Raw genomic sequence first — 19816 nt, forward strand, 5'->3', positions numbered from 1 at the left:
TGTCATCATTTGATTCGATTTCAGAATAAGAATACGGCGTTCCTCTAATTATTAAGGGGGAAAATTCTGGCCCGGCGAGGCGCTCGCCGGGCGCAGACTTACAGCAGTGCTTCTATTTCCTCAATCTCTTTACGCCATTGTGCCTGCAGCTGCGGCTTTTGATGCTTTGGCTTACGCGCCAGATCGTCTTCCAGCAGCGTTTCCAGGGCGACCAGTCGTTCGAGCAGATCGTCATATGGCGAGGATTGAACCGCCGCAGTATCGATGACAGGCGCGGTGGGTGTCACCAGTCCCGCGCTTTCACGCAGGCGCTCAAACACCGCTTCTGCATCATGCCACTCGCTCAGCTTTCCCTCTTCAATCAGCCAGAAACGATTGCAGCTTTGGCTAATTAACTGACGGTCATGGCTGACCAGCAGGACGCCGCCTTCAAACTGCTGAAGGGTTTGCGCCAGCGCCTCTTTGCCTTCCATGTCGAGATGGTTGGTCGGCTCATCCAGCATCAGCAGGCTGTAGCGGGCAAGCGTCAGGCCAACGAACAGCAGGCGCGAGCGCTCGCCGCCGCTGAGCGTGCTGACCGTTTGCCCGTGACGCGCCCACGGGAAACCCGCGCTTATCAGCGCCATTTTGCGGTTCTGCGGATCCGGAGCGAAAGGCTCCAGCGCGTCGAGCAGCGTGGCGTTGTCCGGCAGCTGATTCAGCGTCTGGTCGTAATAACCTGGCGACACGCGCGGGTGCAGCTTCAGCCCGTCGTGGGTCAGTTCATCGGTAAACTGTCGCCAGATAAGCTTCATCAGCGACGATTTACCGCAGCCGTTACGACCGACAATCGCCACACGATCGCCGCTTTTCAGCCGCGCCATTTCGATGTTAAACAGCGGCGGTAGCCCGGGCGCAGGCGGGACGCTGAGGTTTTCCATCTCCAGCAGACGGTCTGCCCGCAGCGCGTCGCCGCGCAGGGTTAACGTCCACTGGCTGCCTGCCGTGAGCGCCGTCTGGCTCTCCTTCAGCCGTTCGACCTGTTTTTCCATCTGTTTGGCTTTACGGGCAAGGTCTTCGTTGTCGTAAACCTTGCCCCAGGTCGCCAGCCGCTTCGCGCTCGCGGTCACGCGTTCGATCTCCTTTTGCTCCGCCTTGTGGCGCTGGGCATCGCTTTCATCCTTTGCTTCAAGCGCCTTGCGGGCGGCCGTGCAGGGAAGGGCGAAGTAGTGCAGCGTTTTATCGCGCAGGATCCAGCTGCCGTTGGTGACGGCATCCAGCAGCTGTCGGTCATGCGAGACCAGCACGAAGCTGCCCGACCAGTTCTGTAGAAAGTGTTCCAGCCAGAGCATGGTTGGGAGGTCCAGGTGGTTGCTGGGTTCATCCAGCAGGAGCAGGTCCGGCTCGTGAATCAGCGCCCGCGCCAGCAGCAGGCGGGTGTGCTGCCCGCCGCTCAGCGTGGCGGATTGCAGTGCCATATCCTGCGGCGTGAAGCCCATGCTTGCCAGCAGCGTTTCGGCTTTCCAGCGCAGGCTATCGCGCTCAGCTAAAGGCAGCTGCGCGAGTACGGCATCCAGCATCGTCAGCGGAAAAATAGCGTCCGGAAGATGTTGCTCCACGCGCGCCATCAGGCAGTGCCCGGCCAGCGCTACCGTTCCGGCGGCGGGGGAGTCAGTGCCGTCCAGCACCTTCAGCAGCGTACTTTTGCCGCAGCCGTTGTCGCCAAGCAGACCAATGCGGTCGCCTTTTTTTAGCGTAAAGGAGAGTGAGTCGAAGAGCGTGCCAAACGCCGTATCAACGCGTAAAGATTGTGCAGTAAGTAAAGTGCTCATTGTTGCTTACCCAAGAGTTACAGGCATGTTTATGCCTCGTCAAACATCGCTGACGATAACTCAGTAAGCCCGAGAGAAGGGATTTCAGGGGTTGGTGTCTTCGCTCAAGCAGAAGTTATCGCAGCACGATACCGATAACGCTTGAGCTGGTGCGATCACCAAATGTATGTGAAACATTGAAAATTTCACGATACAGCATAATTGGCCTCCTTATATATTCAGTGGGTTAATGGATGAAAGGAGTGTAGCGGGGGAAAAGGAGTTTGGCTAGTGGGTATTCGATGGTGCGGTTTGTTGCCCTCACCCTAACCCTCTCCCACAGGGAGAGGGGAAATACCCAGCCCGTAGGCCCGGTAAGCGAAGCGCCACCGGGCGGAGCGGATTAAATCGACGTACGGCGATAGCTGCGGTATTCAGGCTTCCAGAAGTTGTCGTCGATGGCCTGCTGCAGCGCGTCGGCAGAGGTTTTCACCGCCACGCCCTGCTGCTGCGCCATTTTACCTACCGCAAACGCGATAGCGCGCGACACCTTGTGAATGTCTTTCAGCTCCGGCAGCACCAGCCCTTCACCGTGGTTGACCAGCGGCGAGTAGCCCGCAAGGGTTTCGCTCGCCGACATCAGCATCTCATCGGTAATGCGGGACGCGCCGGAGGCGATCACGCCCAGACCAATGCCGGGGAAGATGTAAGAGTTGTTGCACTGGGCAATCGGATAGGTTTTATCCTTCCACACCACCGGGTCGAACGGGCTGCCGGTCGCGACCAGCGCGTTACCTTCGGTCCAGGCGATGATGTCCTGCGGCGTCGCTTCCACGCGGGAGGTCGGGTTGGAAAGCGGCATCACGATAGGGCGCTCGCAGTGCTTGTGCATCTCGCGAATAATCTCTTCGGTAAAGAGACCGGTTTGCCCGGAAACGCCGATAAGAATGTCCGGCTTCACGTTGCGCACCACGTCCAGCAGGGAAAGGACTTCGTTGTCGGTATCCCAGTTTTTCAGGTTCTCACGCTTCTGCACCAGCTTGTTCTGGAACGGCAGCAGGTTTGGCATAGCGTCGGTCAGCAGGCCGAAACGGTCGACCATAAAGACGCGGGAGCGGGCCAGCTCTTCGCTTAAGCCTTCGCGCTGCGTCTGGGCGATAATCTGCTCGGCGATACCGCAGCCCGCAGAGCCTGCGCCCAGGAAGACGATTTTCTGGTAGCTCAGCTGGCTGCCGGCTGCGCGGCTGGCGGCGATAAGCGTACCCACGGTCACGGCTGCGGTGCCCTGGATGTCGTCGTTAAAGGAGCAGATCTCATCGCGATAGCGGTTCAGCAGCGGCATCGCGTTTTTCTGCGCGAAGTCTTCAAACTGCAGCAGAACGTCCGGCCAGCGGTGCTTCACAGCCTGGATGAAGTCGTCGACAAACTGATAGTACTCGTCGTCGGTAATACGCGGATGGCGCCAGCCCATATAGAGCGGGTCGTTTAGCAACTGCTGGTTGTTGGTGCCGACGTCCAGCACCACCGGTAGGGTATACGCCGGGCTGATGCCGCCGCAGGCGGTGTAGAGAGAGAGCTTACCAATTGGGATCCCCATCCCGCCAATGCCCTGGTCGCCGAGGCCGAGAATACGTTCGCCGTCGGTCACCACAATCACTTTGATATTGTGGTTCGGCACGTTCTGCAGAATGTCGTCCATGTTGTGACGGTTCTGATAAGAGATGAATACCCCGCGTGAACGACGGTAGATCTCTGAGAAACGCTCGCACGCCGCACCCACCGTCGGGGTGTAGATCACCGGCATCATCTCTTCGAGATGGTTCTGCACCAGGCGATAGAAGAGGGTTTCGTTGGTGTCCTGGATGTTGCGCAGGTAGATGTGTTTGTCGATTTCAGTTTTGAAACCCTGATACTGGATCCACGCGCGCTCTGCCTGTTCTTCAATGGTTTCAACCACTTCGGGCAGTAAACCCAGCAGGTTAAAGCTGCTGCGCTCTTCCATGCTGAAGGCGCTGCCTTTGTTGAGCAGGGGGAATTCGAGTAAAACCGGTCCGGCGTATGGGATGTATAAGGAACGATGTTTTTTCAGTTTGTTGTCCATGTCACTCACTCTTTTTATGAAGATCCGTCCCTGACACTGCTGTTTGTCATCTTTCTGGCCTGTGCGATGGGGTGCGGTCCGGCGGTATTATAAAGGAGCTAAATATTAATTACCGCAACACATAAACAAAAACACCATCGGGATTACCGATGGTGTTCTGGATCTCAGCTGGAACTTACTTGCCGGCGTGGCGTTTTCTGCCGGTGGCGTGAGTGACTTGCGTTTCATGGTCGCCTTCAATCACCACTTTGCGCTGATTAGAAAGCTTGTAGTTCAGTCCCAGAATATGGCGTGCCTGACGGTTCGATTTCATATTAACTCCTCAATCCTGTTGATAGTTTTAAGGACCAGTTTGCTTATGCAAACGAAATGTAACCCCTTAGGTTGCAGATTCAGCTTAGCAGGTTTTTACAAGGGTGCGTTTTGCCCGCTGACAACGTAGTTAATGGTCTGCTGGTAAATGTCACTGAGGATGTCATTATCTGTGGATTCCACCCACCTGGTCAGTTCCATCAAAATGTCATCTTCAGTCACAGCACCGTGCTCGGCGTGAAGACCCTGTGCAATCGCGTTAACGAGTTCAGGTTGTGCTGCTGCGGTATTAGCCGGGTAATAAGTAAACATGCTGCCTCCGTGTCGTTGTCTGTTTAATGGTACGGCTCGCAAAAAATTTAATTCATAAACAGAATGGCAAATATTTTCCCGGTTGTGGCTCAGATTCATCTTAGAAATAAAAATGACATAAGTGTATGCTTTTGTGTGCTTTTGAAATGTGGGGGTAAATTGAAGTGGAGTTGAGAGGATATTAAGACGGTGCTCCTGCTATCACGAAAATATAGCAGGAGCAGATTTTAAATTACCACTTCATTTCGCCGGTATTCACCTTAGCGCTTAATTCCAGCGAGCTCTCTTCGGCCAGGTTCGGATACTGTTTTTTCAGGGTACTGATGACACCTGCGGAATCTTTATGATCGGATAAGGCCTTTTCAAAGCGCTGCAGATAGTCACGGGTAAAATCAATCGCGCCCGTCCCGGCTGGCGGGGTACCCAGATAGTGACCCGGGATCACGCGCTCGGGTTTGTGCGCCGCCATATTCACCAGCGTTTCCTGCCACTGCTTACGGCTTGCTGCCGTCTGGGTGTCAGCCGTCCAGACGTGGATCCCCCAGGCTACACCGGTGCCGCCGAGGATAGTTTTCGCTGACGGGATCCACACGTAGGCCGCGTAGCTGTCAGGCTGTTCGATATCGATCTTTTCTCCGTCCACCATAAACGTGGTGGAGGCGAGCACCTGCGGGACGACCAGCTCGGTTGGCGCGCCGTCTTTCATCTGCGGACCCCAGAAGGCGAGCTTGGCGTCTTTGGTGGCCTTGATGTGGTCAACCACGTGCTGCGTGGCCACCACTTTGGCGTTCGGGAAGGCTTTGACCAGCGGCTGAAGGCCAAAATAGAAATCCGGATCGCCGGAGGTGATCACAATCTTGTTCAGGGTCTTACCGCTTTGACGAATTTTCTCTACCAGCGCTTCGCCATCCTTCACGCTGAACTGCGCGTCAAACAGCACCGCTTCTTTCGGGCCGGAAACCAGCGTGGAGGAGACAGCGAAAATGCCTTTCTCCTGCGGGTTATAGGTATCAATGCTCAGCGGCGCGGCAAAAACAGCCGGAGTGAAAAGCGTGGAAAGCAGGGCAAGGTGAGTGAGTTTCATGCTGTTGTCTCTGTTGTTCAGGAATATCTCTATTGTACGGATATTCGCATTTGCCAGAATTCCTGAAACAGGACATGCTTAGTTTCATAAATCGAGCAAATGGAGCTTATATGGATCGCGTTATCGCCGCTCAGGTTTACAACCGGATATGCGAGCTGGGAAGCTTGAGCGCGGCGGCCCGCGCGCTGGGCATTTCCAGACCGATGGTGAGCCGCTACCTTGAACAAATGGAGAAGTGGGCCGGTACACGTCTGGTAAACCGTTCCACGCGCAAGCTGACGCTGACCGCGGCAGGGGAAAAGGTGCTGCAAAAAACGCGGACGCTCACGCAGATATCGCAGGAAATCGAAGGCCAGTCGGAGAAAGATCTGCCGTCCGGCACCCTGCGGGTGGCGTGCGCGCATTTTACCGCCATGCACCTGATAGCGCCGGTGCTGCCCGGTCTGCTCTCGCGTTACCCGCAGCTGCGCATTGAGCTCGATGTGAACAACCACCCGGTGAGCCTGGTGGGAGAGCGCATTGACGTCGCCGTGCGCATTACCGACAACCCCGAACCCGGCATGATCGCCCGCCGGCTGGGGGAGTGTCGCTCGGTGCTTTGCGCCTCGCCGGACTATCTGGCGCAGCACGGCACGCCCGTCAGTCCCGAAGAATTAGCCCAGCACAACTGCCTGCACTACAGCTTTTTTGCCGGGCAGTCCTGGCACTTCCTGACGCCGGAAGGCGAAAGCCTGAGCGTGGCCGTCAGCGGCAACCTGAGCGCCAGCATCTCTTCGCTGCTGATGGACGCGGCGGTTAAGCACTGCGGTATCGCCATGCTGCCGGAGCGCGAAGCGCGTGCCGCGCTGGAGCAGGGATTGCTGGTGCCGGTACTGGAGGCGCTGGAGCCGAAACCGCTGGCCATCCATGGTATTTATCAGTCCCGGGAATACCAGCCTGCCGCGCTGCGCGTGTTCCTCGACGCGCTGGCGCACCATTTACTCGGTGACTAAGACTCGTCTGTCTTCCCCGCAGAATCCGGACAGCCTTCTATACTTAACCCTTTGTAAGCCAAAAGGAGAGCAAGAATGACTATTCATAAGCACGGTTCGGCACACTGGTCTGGCGACATTAAGCGCGGTAAAGGGACGGTTTCCACCGAGAGCGGCGTTCTCAATCAGCAGCCTTATGGCTTTAACACCCGCTTTGAGGGCGAAAAGGGAACCAACCCGGAAGAGCTGATCGGCGCGGCACATGCGGCCTGTTTTTCGATGGCGCTGTCGCTGATGCTTGGGGAAGCGGGCTATACCGCCGATTCCATTGATACCACCGCGGACGTTTCGCTGGATAAAACCGACGGCGGCTTTGCCATCACGAAGGTTGCCCTGAAAAGCAAGGTTACCGTTCCCGGCATCGCTCCTCAGCAGTTCGACGGTATTATTCAGAAAGCCAAAGCGGGCTGTCCGGTATCGCAGCTCCTGAAGGCTGAGATTACGCTGGACTATAAGCTTAACTAAGCCACAGCCGGGTTTGCGCCCGGCTATCCCTTCAGCGCGGCGGGAAACACTTCCGCCAGCCAGGCGATAAATACCTTCAGTCTGTGCGTCAAATGCCGGTTCTGCGGGTAAACCACATGAAACGGATAGGCGGCAGGCCGCCACTCGCCCAGGATCGCCGTCAGCATCCCCGCCCGTAAATACGCGTTTGCCGAATACTCAAACGTCTGAACGATCCCCAATCCCGCCGCGGCAGCCGCCAGATGGGCATTACTTTCGTTTACCCCGAGATAATGCGGAATGTTGATTTCCAGCGCCTCGCCGTTCTGTCTGAAGCGAAACGGAAACGCCCGCCCGGTGACGGGTGAGAGGTAGCTAATGAGCTTGTGGCCGTTGCACAGCTCCTGGGGATAGGCCGGAACGCCATGGTTTTTCAGGTAACCCGGCGTCGCGCAGGTGACCATCTCGGCGTTGCCAATATGGCGGGCGATGAGGGTCGAGTCGTTCAGCGGGCCGCCGCGAATCACGCAGTCTACGTTACCGCTGATGAGATCCACCGGACGATCGGCTACCCCAAGGTCGATGCGGATTTCCGGATAACGCTGCATAAAATCCGGCAGCAGGGGGATGAGCACGTCCCGGGCGGTGGAGCCCCCCACGTCAATCCGCAAATGCCCCTTTGGCGTCGCGCGGGAAACGCGAAACGCGGTGTCGATATCTTCGATATCTATCAAAACCCTAAGCGCTTTTTCATAGTAATCCGCCCCTTCAGGCGTCGCGACCACCCGGCGCGTCGTCCGGTGCAGGAGACGTATATCCAGATGCGCCTCAAGCGATTTCACCAGCTTGCTCAGGGTGGCGATGGGCATGTTCAGCGAGTCCGCCGCCCGGGTAAAGCTGCCGGTTTCCACCACCCGGGTAAAAGCGCGCATCGCCATTAGCTGGTCCATTAGGCTCCCCTGATTATTTCCGTGTGTGAATAGTCATTTTCATTTTTGCCGGTTTTTCACTAATCCCGCAAGGGCTAAAGTTTGTCCAACGCAAACCCAACAAAAGGTAAATGACATGAACACGACTCTCTCAGGAAAAATCGCACTGGTCACCGGCGGCAGCACCGGTATTGGTCTTGCCACGGCGCAGGAGCTGGCGGCCCAGGGCGCTAAGGTTTACATCACCGGACGTCGTCAGGCCGAGCTGGACGCGGCGGTGGCTGAAATTGCTTCAAACGCGGTAGGCATTCGCGCGGATGTCTCAAAGCTTTCCGATCTGGATGCGGTCTATGCCCGGATAGCCAAAGAAGAAGGCCGCCTCGATATTCTGTTCGCCAATGCGGGTGGCGGCGATATGCTGCCGCTGGGCGCGATCACCGAAGAGCAGTTTGACCGGATTTTCGGCACCAACGTTCGCGGGGTGCTGTTCACGGTACAGAAGGCGCTACCGCTGCTGTCCGCCGGATCGTCGATTATTCTGACCGGCTCGACGGTGTCCATTAAGGGTACGGCAAACTTTAGCGTCTACAGCGCCAGCAAAGCCGCCGTGCGCAACTTTGCCCGCTCCTGGGCGCTGGATTTGCAGGGCCGTGGGATCCGCGTCAACGTGGTAAGCCCGGGCCCGATCAAAACCCCTGGCCTCGGCGATCTGGTGCCGGAAGAACATCGTCAGGGGCTGTACGACGCGCTGGCCGCTCAGGTGCCGCTCGGCCGTTTAGGCGCGCCGGGTGAGGTGGGTAAAGCGGTGGCGTTTCTGGCCTCCGACGCGGCCAGCTTTATTAACGCCACCGAGCTGTTCGTGGACGGCGGGATGGCGCAAATTTAACCCAGACTGCGCCAGCAGCGGACGTCACGGCCCTCGCGAGAGGGCTGTAACGGCTGAGGACGTTCGCACCCCTGCGCGGCCAACGGGCATCGGTCACGGAAAAAACAGCCTTCGGGCAGGCGGCGGTTGCCGGGAAGCTCCGTTTTGCGTAAGGCCAGCGCTTCATCCAGCGGTTCACCGGTGCGGGGAACCGAATCGAGCAGCAGGCGGGTGTAAGGATGGCGAGGCTCCCCAAGCACCTGCGCGGCGCTCCCCAGCTCTACAATCTGCCCAAGGTACATCACCGCCACGCGGTCGCTCATGTGTCTGACCACCGAGACGTTATGCGAGATTAATACGTAGGTCAGATTACGCTGCCGTTGCAGGGTCACCAGCAGGTTGAGGATCTGCGCCTGCACGGAGATATCCAGCGCGCTGGTGGGTTCATCGAGCACGATGATATCCGGATCGGACGAGAGCGCCCGGGCGATGGCGATGCGCTGGCGCTGCCCGCCGGAGAAGGCGTGCGGATGCCTGTCGAGATATTCCGGGCGAATGCCCACCTGCAGCGCCAGATCCTCCGCCAGCTGACGGCGTTCGCGCTCGCTGCTGCGCTTTTGTACCCACACCGGCTCGGTGATGATGCGCCAGACCGGCAGGCGCGGGTCGAGCGAAGAGAGCGGATCCTGAAACACCATCTGCATGCCGCCCGCGCGGTGCGTCCGCTGGCAGGCGCCGGTGCTGGGCTTAAGCATGCCCATCAGCAGCTGGGCCAGCGTGCTTTTCCCGCAGCCGGATTCCCCGACAATGCCCAGCGTTTCTCCCCGACGGATCTCAAGGTCGAGCCCGTTGAGCGCATGGACTTTTTCCGTCACGCGGCCCAGCCAGTTTTTACGTGCCGCAAAATTGACGTGAACGCTATCCAGTTCCAGCAGTACATCAGACATGGGCTTTCTCCCGTTGTGGATACCAGCAGGCAGCCTGTTGGCCTTCTGCGCCATGGGGCTGCAGGCGCGGCGTTTCGCTGCATTTCACCCCGGCGGCAAAGCAGCGCTCGCGGAACGCGCACCCCTGCGGTAGCTGGCTGAGGTTGGGCACCGTGCCGGGGATGGCGGGAAGCGGGGCGCGCGGCTGGCCGTTTTCCGGCGCACACTGCAGCAGGCCAATGGAATAGGGATGCACAGGCTGGTGGATCAGCGTTTGCGTGGCACCGCTCTCGATCACGCTGCCCGCATACATCACGTACATTCTGTCGCAGAGCTGGGACACCACGGCCATATCGTGGCTGATAAACAGCACCGAGGTGCCGCTGGCCCGCGCCTTGTGCTTCAGCAGGCGCAGCACCTGCAGCTGGACGGTAACGTCCAGCGCGGTGGTCGGTTCGTCGGCGATAATCAGCTCCGGCTCGCAGGAGAAGGCAAGGGCGATCATCACCCGCTGGCGCATGCCGCCGGACAGTTCAAACGGATAGCGCGCCATGACCTCTTTCGCATCCGGGATTTGCATCTCTTCCAGCAGGGTAATCGCCTTCTGCTGTGCCTCTCGCCGGGAAAGAGGCTGATGCTGGCGGATCACCTCCACCATCTGTTTGCCAATCCGCCGCGTCGGGTTGAGGGCGGTCATGGGCTCCTGAAAAATCATCGCGACCTTTGCGCCGCGCCACTGGCGAAGCTGTTTCTCGGACGCCGTCAGGACGTTCTCGCCGAGTAATTTCACCTGACCGTGATGAATGCGGTAGCTGCCTTCCGGCAGCAGACGCATGGCGAGCATGGCGGTCACCGATTTACCTGAACCAGATTCGCCCACCACGCCGACAATTTCACCCCTGCCGATCTCCAGCGAGACGTGGTTCAGCGCGTGGACCTCGCCGCGAAAAATCGGGAAGCTCAGATGTAGGTCTTCAATCTTGAGTACCGAGTCGGTCATCACTGTTTACCTCCCGATTTCGGGTCCAGCAGATCGCGGATACCGTCCCCAAACAGGTTAAAGCCCACGGCGGTTATTAAAATCGCCGCACCGGGAAACGCGCAGTACCACCACTGGTCCAGAACGTAGTTACGTCCGACCGCCACCATTGCGCCCCATTCGGCGGTCGGCTGCTGCGCCCCCAGGCCAATAAACCCCAGCGTGGCGGCCATCAGAATGGCGCTGCCGATGTCCAGCGACGCCTGCACGATCAGCGGTGGCAGAGCGTTGCGCAGGATATGCCAGCGGATCAAATGCCAGCGGGAGGCGCCAAACGTCCGGGCGGCCTGCACGTAGGTAAACTGGCGCACCACCAGGGTTTGCCCGCGCGCCAGGCGGACGTAGAAGGGAATGCGGACAATCGCAATCGCCAGCATGGCGTTAAACAGGCTCGGCCCGAGCGCGGCGGCCAGCGCCATGGTCAGCACCAGGGAAGGAATGGAGAGCATAATGTCCATCACCCGCATGATAATGGCGTCGCCGCGCCCGCCCAGCACGCCGGACAGACAGCCCAGCAGCGAGCCGATGCCGCCCGCAATCACCACCACCGCCAGTCCGGCGGTAATGGACTGCTGGCTGCCCGCCAGCACGCGGCTGAAAAGATCGCGGCCCACCTCGTCGGTACCAAACCAGTGCTGCCCGGAAGGCGCCTGCAGGCGCGCGGTCAGATCCAGCGCGTTCGGGTCGTGCGGCACGATCCACGGTGCGGCCACCATAATGAAAAGCATCACGAGCATAATGACGCCGCCGACGATCGTGAGCGGGCTTTGACGCAGCATCCAGAACAGCTTTGCCCAGTTGATGCGTTGTCTGACGGGTTTAACCGGGACGGGCGTTTCCTGCGTTAACATCATTCGGCACCTCCGCGCCCGATTCGCGGGTCAATCCACAGGTAAAGCAGATCGACCACCAGATTAACCAGCACGTAGGCCAGCGAAACAACGACGGCAAAGCCCATCACGGCAGGGAAATCGAGCGCCTGAATGGACGTCACCACCCAGGCGCCCATGCCTGGCCAGGCAAAGACGGTTTCGGTCAGCACGGCGCCGTACAGCAGATCCCCCAGCGCCAGCCCGAGCACGGTAATCGACGGGATCATCGCATTCGGCAGGGCGTAGCGCAGGACGATATACCAGCCGGGCAGGCCGCTGGCGCGGGCCGTGCGAATGTAGTCTTCGCTAAGCTGCTCCAGCATTGCTGAACGGACCTGGCGCGCCACAATCCCCAGGTGAACAAACGCCAGCGTCAGCGAGGGCAAAATCAGGTGCTGCAGCGCATTGAAAAAGACCTCACCGTTGCCTTCCAGCAGGGCATCCAGCAGATAAAAGCCGGTGACGTGCGTCGGCGGGTCGAGCCAGTCGTCCAGCCTGCCGCCGCCCGGCAGGATCTGCAGGTGCCCGTAGAACAGCACAATGACGCCCAGACCGAGCCAGAAGGCCGGGGTGGAGATTCCGGTCATCGCCATTAAACGCACCAGGTGATCCAGCCAGCGGTTGCGGTACACCGCCGACAAAATCCCCAGCGGCACGCCGATGACCAGCGCCAGCAGGAGGGAACAAAAGGCCAGCTCCAGCGTGGCGGGGAAAAAAGCCTTCAGGTCTTCGGCGACCGGACGGCCGGTCCGGATGGAGGTGCCTAAATCACCGTGGGCCAGGGCATCCACGTAACGGCCAAACTGAACGTACAGCGGCTGATCCAGCCCCAGCTGCTGGCGAATGTTCTGCACGATGTCGTCGCTGGCCCGGTCCCCGGCCAGCAGACGGGCCGGATCGCCGGGGATCAGGTGCGAAATAATAAAAGTGATAATACAGACACCGGCCACCACCAGGAGTAACCCCCAGCAGCGCTGGCGCACGATGCTCCAGAACGTCATACCCTTTCCCCCGGCGAGAACCGTTATTTACTCATGGTGGCGATGTTGAACACCTGCTCGAGCATTGGATTAAAGGTGAAGCCTTTGACCTCTTTGTTCATCGCCAGCTGGTAGTTCTTCTGGAACAGATAAACGTAGGCCGCCTCGTCGATAACCACCTTTTGCGCCTGCTGGTAATCTTTGGTACGTTCCGCCTGGTCGGTGGTTTTCAGCGCGGCCTGCAGCAGGGAATCGACCTCTTTGTTCTCATAGAACGATCGGTTGCCCGGCAGCCCTTTTTTGTCCGATTCGAACCAGTAGTTCATGAACATGTACGGGTCGGCAAAGTCCGGGCTCCAGTTGCCGATGGCAATGTCGTAATCGCCTTTGCCGACGCGGTCGCGCATGGTGGCGTTGGCCAGTTTTTCCAGCTTGACGTTAATGCCGATCTTGCCAAGGCTGGCCTGCGTTGAGAGCGCGATAGGCTCCCAGTTCGGATCGTTGTCCGAGTAGAGGAAGGTCAGGCTGGCGGGCTTGTCTTTGACATTTTCCAGCGCCGCTTTGGCTTTGGCCTCGTCGAGGCTGTACTGCATTGCCGAGGCGTCAAAGCCCCACATGCCTTCCGGGATCGGGCCGCGCATCTGCTTGCCGTTGCCGCTCAGAATGCCTTTCACCATCCCCTGATAGTCCGTCGCCCAGGAGACCGCGCGGCGTAAATCGACCTGATTGAGCGGCGCTTTGCTGTTGTTGAGGTAGAGATAGGTCACGCGCAGGGACGGGTATTCGGCAACGGCGACTTTCCCTTCCTGCTTCAGGGCCGCCAGCTGATCGACCGGCAGGGAGTCGGCAATGTCCAGGTCACCGCGGGAAAGCTGCAGACGACGCGACGCGCTCTCACCGATAATTTTCACCGAGACGCGCTTGAAGTGCGGCTTGTCGCCCGACCAGTGCGGGTTTGGCACCAGCACCAGCTGCTGGCCTTTCTGCCAGCTCTTCAGCATAAACGGCCCGGAGCCGGCGGTGTTTTGCGCCAGATAGCCGCGCGCGTCGTCCGCGGCATTGGCCTTCAGCACCGTCGGGTTAACGATGGAGGCGCCGTCGTTCGCCAGAGTGTAGAGGAAAGGCGCGAACGGCTGGCTGAGGGTGAACTTCACCGTATGGTCATCCACGGCATCAATTTTGAGATCTTTGGGGAAGGCTTCTGACGGCCCCTGGCTGAGCTTCAGCAGGCGCTCAAAGGAGAGTTTGACCGCTTCGGCGGTGACCGGCGTACCGTCGGAGAATTTGGCGTTATCTGCCAGGGTAAAGGTCCACTCTTTCTGGTCGTCGGAGGCTTTCCAGCCCGTCGACAGGTCGCCTTCTACCTCGGTAGAGCCTGGCTTGTACTTGACCAGACGCTGGTAGGACGGATAGGTGACGGTCCAGTCGTTGTTATCAATGGTGATGGCCGGATCGAGCGTTTGCGGGTCGGCGGCTTTACCAATGACCAGCATGTCTTTCGGGACGGCAGCCAGCGCCAGCGGTGCGCTCAGGGCCAGCGCGGCGGCAATGACGGTCGAGAGAAGCGATGTTTTCATGGCAGTGCTCCAGGTTTAAAGAGGGGTGTGCGTCAGGGGAAAACAGGCAAAACGGTCATCAAGCAGCGGGTAGCTGGCGGCGTTCGGCAGTTCGAAGTGCCACCATTCGCTGCCGATCCCGACAAAACCGCCGCCGAACATGATGGCGTTCAACAGCAGACGGTTGCGCTGGGCGTGCGGCGGTACGGAGGGGTGATACGGATGCGAGCGATCGTGCATTTCGTCAAAACCGGCGCCCATATCCAGCACGGCGTTATGCTCGTCCATCAGGGTCACGTCGATGGCCGTGCCGCGACTGTGGTTGGAGCCTATCGCCACGTCGACCACGTATTCCGGATTCGGACAGGCCTCCCAGAGCTGGGCCTGCGCCTGCTGCGGCCGATAGGCGTCGTAGACCACCAGCTTCAGTCCGGCCAGCGTGGCAATGCTGATGGCTTTTGCCAGCGCGGTGGCCGCGTCGGTATGCAGCAGGCACTGCGCCTCCTGGTAAATCGGGCGGCCGGTAATATTGTCGGCGGTGGCGTACTTCAGATCGATATGCAGCGTGGAGAACGTCTTCGCCACATCAATCAGTTCACTCTCTACGGGCATAGCTCCGCTCCTTTAGCGTTCGAATTGACCAAACTCTTGCTGTAATTGTCGGTTTACCGCCAGGCGCGCCGGGAGCGTATCACCCAGCGCTTCCACCACGCCCGACAGCAGCAGGTTGAACAGACAGCTCACGGGGGCAAGTGAATCCCAGAAATGACCGGTATCGGTTTTCACCTGCAGTAAATCAATCGGGTAATCCCGCGCCCACGGGCACCAGATGTCGGTGATTAAGGCCAGCGGAATGCCTTTCTCGCTTGCGACGCGGCAGTACTGTCGGGCCATCGTGGAGTAGGTACGCGTATCGGTTAGCACGACATAAGGGTGCGAGAACCCCGAGTTCAGGGATTCCACCCAGCTGCCGGATGCCCCTTCGGAGTAGCTCACCCGCGGGCGGAGGTATTCAAGGTGGCTGAAGAAGGCGTTGGCGATCCCGCGCGTGGACTGGATCCCCAGCACAAAGACCGCGTCCGCGTGGGCCAGATGGTGTACCACCTGGCGGAAGGCGTCCGTTTGCGCCAGCTGATACACCTGCGTGATGGCGTCCACTTCCAGCGAAAGGGCGTGCTGAAGGCGGTTGGGCAGGGGGCGCTGCTGCTGCCAGGAGTCGAGGCGCTCGTTCATGCCCCAGGGCTGATACGGATCCCGCAGGCTCTTTTTGGCATCTTCCAGGTTGCGATACCCCAGCTTGCGCAGAAAGCGTCCGACGGTGATCCCGCTGGTGCCGCTCGCCAGCCCGACGCTCTCCGCCGTTTCAAACGGGATTTGCGCGGCGTGCGCCAGCAGCCAGCTTCCGACCCGCTTCTCGCTGGGGGTCAGCTGGCTGAAGGTCGCTTCGATACGGCTCAACATCTCAGGTTTCGTCGTCATACCGCCTCGCTGTTAACAGGCTGTCAATGGCCGAAATTGTGTTACCTGGTTAACAATGCATGACGCGTGCCATGTTCACAGGAGGGCGAAAACCCGCTGTGCAGTAAACTTCATGCAATATTTGGTTAACCAATGATCAACATTTGTGCAGCGTAGTTCACTTTTGGTGCACCGGCTGACCGGACAGGTATGAATTTGGTGAATACGTCAGCCTGTTCACATTTTTGATAAGATAGAAGCACTGAGAACATAAAAGGGATCCCTCATGGCGAATTTGCCCTGGCGAGTCAGCGCGCGCCTGATCGCGCTTGCAAAGAAAACAGGAATGGTCGTGGGGATCGTCCTGGTCGTCCTGCTGGCGGTGCGGGTGTATCTCTCGCAGCAGGGGCCGGAACTGCACCTGTGGCACACCTGGCGGGCGGATGAGATGTCCGTGCGCGAGCTCGACAAAACCGATTTTGTCGGGTATCAGGCACGGGAAAAGGCGATTTTCACCGATCTGGATAACGCGGTGACGGCGAAAACAGCGGGCTCGGAACAAACCCCGCTAAACCGCTACTACCGCCAGAGCCTGGTGTGGCCCGGTCAGTTTGCCCCCGATGCCAACCGCTCCTTTGTGCTGATGCCAGCCGGAAAGCCGCGCGGCGCGGTGGTGCTGCTGCACGGGCTGACGGATTCGCCTTACAGCGTCAGGCGCCTTGCCGTGAACTATCAGCAGCACGGCTTTGTGGCCGTGGTCCCGCGTCTTCCCGGACACGGCACCGCGCCCGGTGCGCTGACGGACGTTGACTGGGAGATGTGGCTGGCGGCCACGCGTCTTGCCGTACGGGAAGCCACGCGCCTGGCGGGTGAGGCTGTACCTCTGCATCTGGTGGGCTACTCCAACGGCGGGGCGCTGGCGATGAAATATGCCCTCGATGCGCTGGACGCGCCCGCGCTGCGTAAACCGCAGCAGGTGATCCTGCTTTCACCGATGATCGGCGTGACGGCCTTTGCGCGGTTCGCCGGCTTCGCCGGACTACCGGCGCTGCTGCCGCCGTTTGCCAAAGCGGCATGGCTGAATATCGCCCCGGAATATAATCCGTATAAATACAATTCGTTCCCGGTGAACGCCGCCCGCCAGTCGTGGCTGCTGACGAAGGCCCTGCAGGAGCAGATTGGCCGCGCGGCGCGGGAAAACAGGCTGGCGAATTTGCCGCCGGTGCTTGCGTTCCAGTCGGTAATGGACTCCACGGTCAGCACCCGTGCGGTGGTCAGCGCCCTGTTTGACCAGCTTCCGGCAAACGGCAGCGAGCTGGTGATGTTCGATATCAACCAGGCGGCGAGCTTCCGTCCGCTCTTCAAACCGTCGTCCTGGACGGCCATTTCGGCGCTGCTGCCGGTTGCGCAGAGACGTTACGGTGTCACGGTTATCACCAATGCAGACGAACACAGTTTCTCGACGGTTGCGAAAACAACCCCGGCAGGCAGCACCCGCGAGACGGTCGTGCCGCTTGCGCAGGCCTGGCCGCAGGACGTCTATTCCCTGTCGCACGTTGCGGTGCCGTTCCCGCCGGATGACGATCTCTATGGCCGCGAGCCTGGCGTGAAAAACCGCTACGGTATCAGCCTGGGGACGATTGCGCTCTGGGGCGAAACGTCCGTATTGAGCGTCGGAAAAGAGGCGTTGATGCGGGTCACCTCGAACCCGTTTTACGACTACATGCAGGAGAGGATTAACAGCCGGATCGGGGGCGCGGAAAAGTAACGTTCCTTTGTGGCGTGAATATGTTAGGTCGCATTGATTAAGTATGTTAAATAATAGCTTCAAGGCACCTTTTTTTCTCATCGGAACCCATTTTTGTGCTGACGACTCTGATTTACCGAAGCCAGTTGAATTTATCTCGCCCGTCCACCGAACTGCGGGAGCTGGTGGAGCGCGCCAGGGGCCGCAACACAAAACTGGATATCACCGGCGTCCTCCTGGCTAAAGGGAATGACGTTCTGCAGATCCTGGAAGGGTCGGAAGAGAGTGTGGTCAAACTGTTCCATACTATCCGCGAGGACAAGCGGCACAGCGAGGTGGTTGAACTGCTGCGGGACTATGGTCCGCGCAGACGCTTCGAAAACGTCGGTATGCTGCTGTTCGATCTGCAAACGCAGTCTCCGAAAGAGGTGCTGCAGTCGGTGCTGCGCTACAGCAAGCTGGACAGCTATCTCACCTCCGACGATCGGGTATTCAAATTTATTCAGACCTTTATAACCGGTAAACGTCCGGTCCCGTCGGGGGGACGCTATACCTCGGATAAATGGACGCTCTCGACCGAAACGCTACCCTTTGGCGAACATCTGGGCCTGATTGCCGGGCAAAGCTGCCAGTTTGCGCTGCAGCCTATTGTCGAGCCCTCGGAAGGGAAGATCAGCTCCCTTGAGGCGCTTATCCGTAGCAACGACGGCGGCAGCCCGGAGCATTTCTTCAGCACTGTCGACCCGGACAGAATCTACGAAGTCGATCTCCAGACAAAAGCCTATGCCTTTGCGCTGGCGGAAAAGCTGGGCATTGGCAGCCATAAAATCGCGGTAAACCTGCTGCCCATGTCGCTGGTGAATGTCCCCGGCGCCGTGGAATTTCTGGTCGATGAGATTAAGAAACATGGCCTGCAGCCGGAGCAGGTGGTCATTGAAGTCACTGAAAACGAGATGATCTCCGGGTTCAACCAGTTTAACAGCGCCATCAAGCAGCTTCGCGGGGCGGGGATTGGCCTGGCGATCGATGATTTTGGCTCGGGCTATGCCGGTCTGTCGCTGCTGACCCGGTTCCAGCCGGATAAAATTAAAATCGACCGGGAAATTGTCAGCAATATCCACCTGAGCGGCCCGAAACAGGCGATTGTGCGCTCCATCATCAGCTGCTGCTCCGATCTTGAAATCACCCTGGTGGCGGAAGGCATCGAGAAAATAGAGGAGTGGTGCTGGCTCGAATCTGCCGGGATCCGCCGCTTTCAGGGGTTCCTCTTTGCCCGGCCGCAGCTGAATGGCGTCGGCGATATCCACTGGCCGCACCTGGTGCGGTGAGTCAAATTTCCCTCCCGTTATTTCCCCATTGTCCGGCCTGTGCTTAAATAGCTAAACCGGTTTAACATAGTTTAGCTAAGAGGATGACATGAAGAAAATCTGGGTACTTGGCGATGCGGTAGTGGATTTGCTGCCCGATGGAGAAGGTCGATTACTGCAGTGTCCCGGCGGCGCGCCGGCGAACGTTGCGGTCGGTATTGCCCGGCTGGGCGGCCAGAGCGCCTTTATCGGCAGGGTTGGCGACGATCCTTTCGGGCGCTTTATGGCGAAAACGCTCGCCGACGAGCGGGTTGACGTGAAGTATATGCGCCTTGACCCGGCGCACCGCACCTCAACGGTGGTGGTCGATCTCGACGACCACGGTGAACGCTCGTTTACCTTTATGGTGCGCCCGAGCGCAGATCTGTTTCTGGAACCTGCCGATCTACCGACGTTCAGCGCCGGGGAGTGGCTGCACGTCTGCTCCATCGCCTTAAGCGCCGAGCCGAGCCGTTCTGCAACATTTCAGGCGATGGCCGCCATCCGGGATGCGGGCGGTTACGTCAGTTTCGACCCCAATATTCGCCCGGATCTCTGGCCGGACGAGAACGAACTTCGCCGCTGTCTCGAACATGCCCTGCAAAGCGCAGACGTGGTGAAACTCTCGGTAGAAGAGTTGGCCTTTTTCACCGGCAGCGCGGAGGTCAACGCCGGTCTGGAGGCGCTGATGCAGCGCTGCCCGGCGCGCCTGGTGCTGGTCACGCAGGGTAAAGAGGGGGCGATCGCCTGGCATGAGGGCTCCGTTAAGCACTATCCGGCAACGCCTGTGCAGTGTGTTGATACGACCGGCGCGGGCGACGCCTTTGTGGCGGGTTTGCTCTACGGCCTTGCTGACGGTCAGGCTCTGCCACCGGTTATCGCACTCGCCCAGCGCTGCGGCGCGCTGGCCACCACGGCCAAAGGGGCGATGACCGCGTTGCCCTGGCAGCACGACCTGTAATTCCTCTCCTGGCCGCCATCCGGCGGCCTGAATTGTCGCCTCGATCACACTTACTAAATCGGT

General features: G+C 59.2%; 19 protein-coding genes. 6 read left to right on the forward strand and 13 right to left on the reverse strand.

What is annotated here, in order from left to right; genetic code table 11:
• Positions 1-98 precede the first annotated feature (98 nt).
• From RVY89_RS07155 to RVY89_RS07175, 5 genes are all read right to left on the reverse strand, one after another.
• Complete coding sequence (locus tag RVY89_RS07155; RefSeq protein ID WP_484827330.1) at positions 99-1811, reverse strand: ABC-F family ATP-binding cassette domain-containing protein; 1713 nt, start codon at positions 1809-1811, stop codon at positions 99-101.
• 382 nt (positions 1812-2193) lie between these two features.
• Positions 2194-3891 (reverse strand): NAD-dependent malic enzyme, encoded by a 1698-nt coding sequence (locus RVY89_RS07160; RefSeq protein WP_484827331.1) that lies wholly within the window; start codon positions 3889-3891, stop codon positions 2194-2196.
• A gap of 175 nt (positions 3892-4066) precedes the next feature.
• A complete protein-coding gene (gene sra / locus RVY89_RS07165) occupies positions 4067-4204 on the reverse strand; it encodes a stationary-phase-induced ribosome-associated protein (RefSeq protein WP_008501714.1) in 138 nt (45 codons plus the stop codon).
• Positions 4205-4299: 95 nt separating this feature from the next.
• Positions 4300-4515: a biofilm-dependent modulation protein gene (bdm, locus tag RVY89_RS07170; protein ID WP_008501713.1), complete on the reverse strand. Its 216-nt coding sequence runs from the start codon at positions 4513-4515 to the stop codon at positions 4300-4302.
• Positions 4516-4747: 232 nt separating this feature from the next.
• Positions 4748-5599, reverse strand: coding sequence for a Vmh family MBL fold metallo-hydrolase (locus RVY89_RS07175; protein WP_484827332.1), 852 nt, complete (start codon positions 5597-5599; stop codon positions 4748-4750).
• A gap of 110 nt (positions 5600-5709) precedes the next feature.
• Here RVY89_RS07175 and RVY89_RS07180 point away from each other — a divergent pair, with 110 nt between their 5' ends.
• Complete coding sequence (locus RVY89_RS07180; RefSeq protein ID WP_484827333.1) at positions 5710-6591, forward strand: LysR family transcriptional regulator; 882 nt, start codon at positions 5710-5712, stop codon at positions 6589-6591.
• A gap of 75 nt (positions 6592-6666) precedes the next feature.
• On the forward strand, positions 6667-7095 hold the full coding sequence (locus RVY89_RS07185) for an OsmC family protein (protein ID WP_023311893.1): 429 nt from the start codon (positions 6667-6669) through the stop codon (positions 7093-7095).
• A gap of 23 nt (positions 7096-7118) precedes the next feature.
• Here RVY89_RS07185 and RVY89_RS07190 read toward each other — a convergent pair whose 3' ends face one another.
• Positions 7119-8024 carry a LysR family transcriptional regulator gene (locus RVY89_RS07190; RefSeq protein ID WP_484827334.1) on the reverse strand — a complete coding sequence of 302 codons (906 nt, stop codon included), beginning with the start codon at positions 8022-8024 and terminating at the stop codon, positions 7119-7121.
• 115 nt (positions 8025-8139) lie between these two features.
• On the opposite strand from RVY89_RS07190, the gene RVY89_RS07195 reads away from it, so the two are divergent.
• Positions 8140-8889, forward strand: a complete 750-nt coding sequence (locus RVY89_RS07195; protein ID WP_484827335.1) for an SDR family NAD(P)-dependent oxidoreductase — start codon at positions 8140-8142, stop codon at positions 8887-8889.
• Here the strand turns inward: RVY89_RS07195 and RVY89_RS07200 are convergent.
• Genes RVY89_RS07200 through RVY89_RS07230 form a run of 7 tightly spaced genes read right to left on the reverse strand, consistent with a single transcriptional unit; the run spans position 8886 to position 15720 of the window.
• Positions 8886-9815 (reverse strand): ABC transporter ATP-binding protein, encoded by a 930-nt coding sequence (locus RVY89_RS07200; RefSeq protein WP_484827336.1) that lies wholly within the window; start codon positions 9813-9815, stop codon positions 8886-8888. The two genes, RVY89_RS07195 and RVY89_RS07200, sit on opposite strands and share 4 nt — an antisense overlap.
• Positions 9808-10794 carry an ABC transporter ATP-binding protein gene (locus tag RVY89_RS07205; RefSeq protein ID WP_484827337.1) on the reverse strand — a complete coding sequence of 329 codons (987 nt, stop codon included), beginning with the start codon at positions 10792-10794 and terminating at the stop codon, positions 9808-9810. Before RVY89_RS07205 ends, RVY89_RS07200 begins: the two co-directional genes overlap by 8 nt.
• Positions 10794-11687, reverse strand: coding sequence for a D,D-dipeptide ABC transporter permease (gene ddpC, locus RVY89_RS07210; RefSeq protein ID WP_484827338.1), 894 nt, complete (start codon positions 11685-11687; stop codon positions 10794-10796). Before ddpC ends, RVY89_RS07205 begins: the two co-directional genes overlap by 1 nt.
• The gene (locus tag RVY89_RS07215) at positions 11684-12706 is read right to left on the reverse strand and encodes an ABC transporter permease (protein WP_008501701.1); all 1023 of its coding nucleotides are present in this window, start codon (positions 12704-12706) and stop codon (positions 11684-11686) included. The genes ddpC and RVY89_RS07215 overlap by 4 nt, the downstream gene beginning before the upstream one ends.
• Before the next feature lie 23 nt (positions 12707-12729).
• Entirely contained in the window at positions 12730-14262 is a 1533-nt protein-coding gene (locus tag RVY89_RS07220; protein ID WP_484827339.1) for an ABC transporter substrate-binding protein, read from the reverse strand.
• Between the two features lie 15 nt (positions 14263-14277).
• Positions 14278-14853 (reverse strand): D-alanyl-D-alanine dipeptidase, encoded by a 576-nt coding sequence (gene ddpX / locus RVY89_RS07225; RefSeq protein ID WP_484827340.1) that lies wholly within the window; start codon positions 14851-14853, stop codon positions 14278-14280.
• Positions 14854-14865: 12 nt separating this feature from the next.
• Complete coding sequence (locus tag RVY89_RS07230) at positions 14866-15720, reverse strand: MurR/RpiR family transcriptional regulator (RefSeq protein ID WP_484827341.1); 855 nt, start codon at positions 15718-15720, stop codon at positions 14866-14868.
• A 265-nt stretch (positions 15721-15985) separates the two neighbouring features.
• On the opposite strand from RVY89_RS07230, the gene RVY89_RS07235 reads away from it, so the two are divergent.
• The 3 genes from RVY89_RS07235 to RVY89_RS07245 all read left to right on the forward strand — a co-directional run bounded on the left by RVY89_RS07235 (position 15986) and on the right by RVY89_RS07245 (position 19753).
• Positions 15986-17467 (forward strand): alpha/beta hydrolase, encoded by a 1482-nt coding sequence (locus tag RVY89_RS07235; protein ID WP_484827342.1) that lies wholly within the window; start codon positions 15986-15988, stop codon positions 17465-17467.
• 95 nt (positions 17468-17562) lie between these two features.
• Positions 17563-18774: a diguanylate phosphodiesterase gene (locus RVY89_RS07240; protein WP_484827343.1), complete on the forward strand. Its 1212-nt coding sequence runs from the start codon at positions 17563-17565 to the stop codon at positions 18772-18774.
• Between the two features lie 88 nt (positions 18775-18862).
• On the forward strand, positions 18863-19753 hold the full coding sequence (locus tag RVY89_RS07245) for an aminoimidazole riboside kinase (protein ID WP_484827344.1): 891 nt from the start codon (positions 18863-18865) through the stop codon (positions 19751-19753).
• The last annotated feature ends 63 nt before the right edge of the window (positions 19754-19816 follow it).

It is taken from the genome of Enterobacter sp. 3U4, assembly GCF_057224565.1.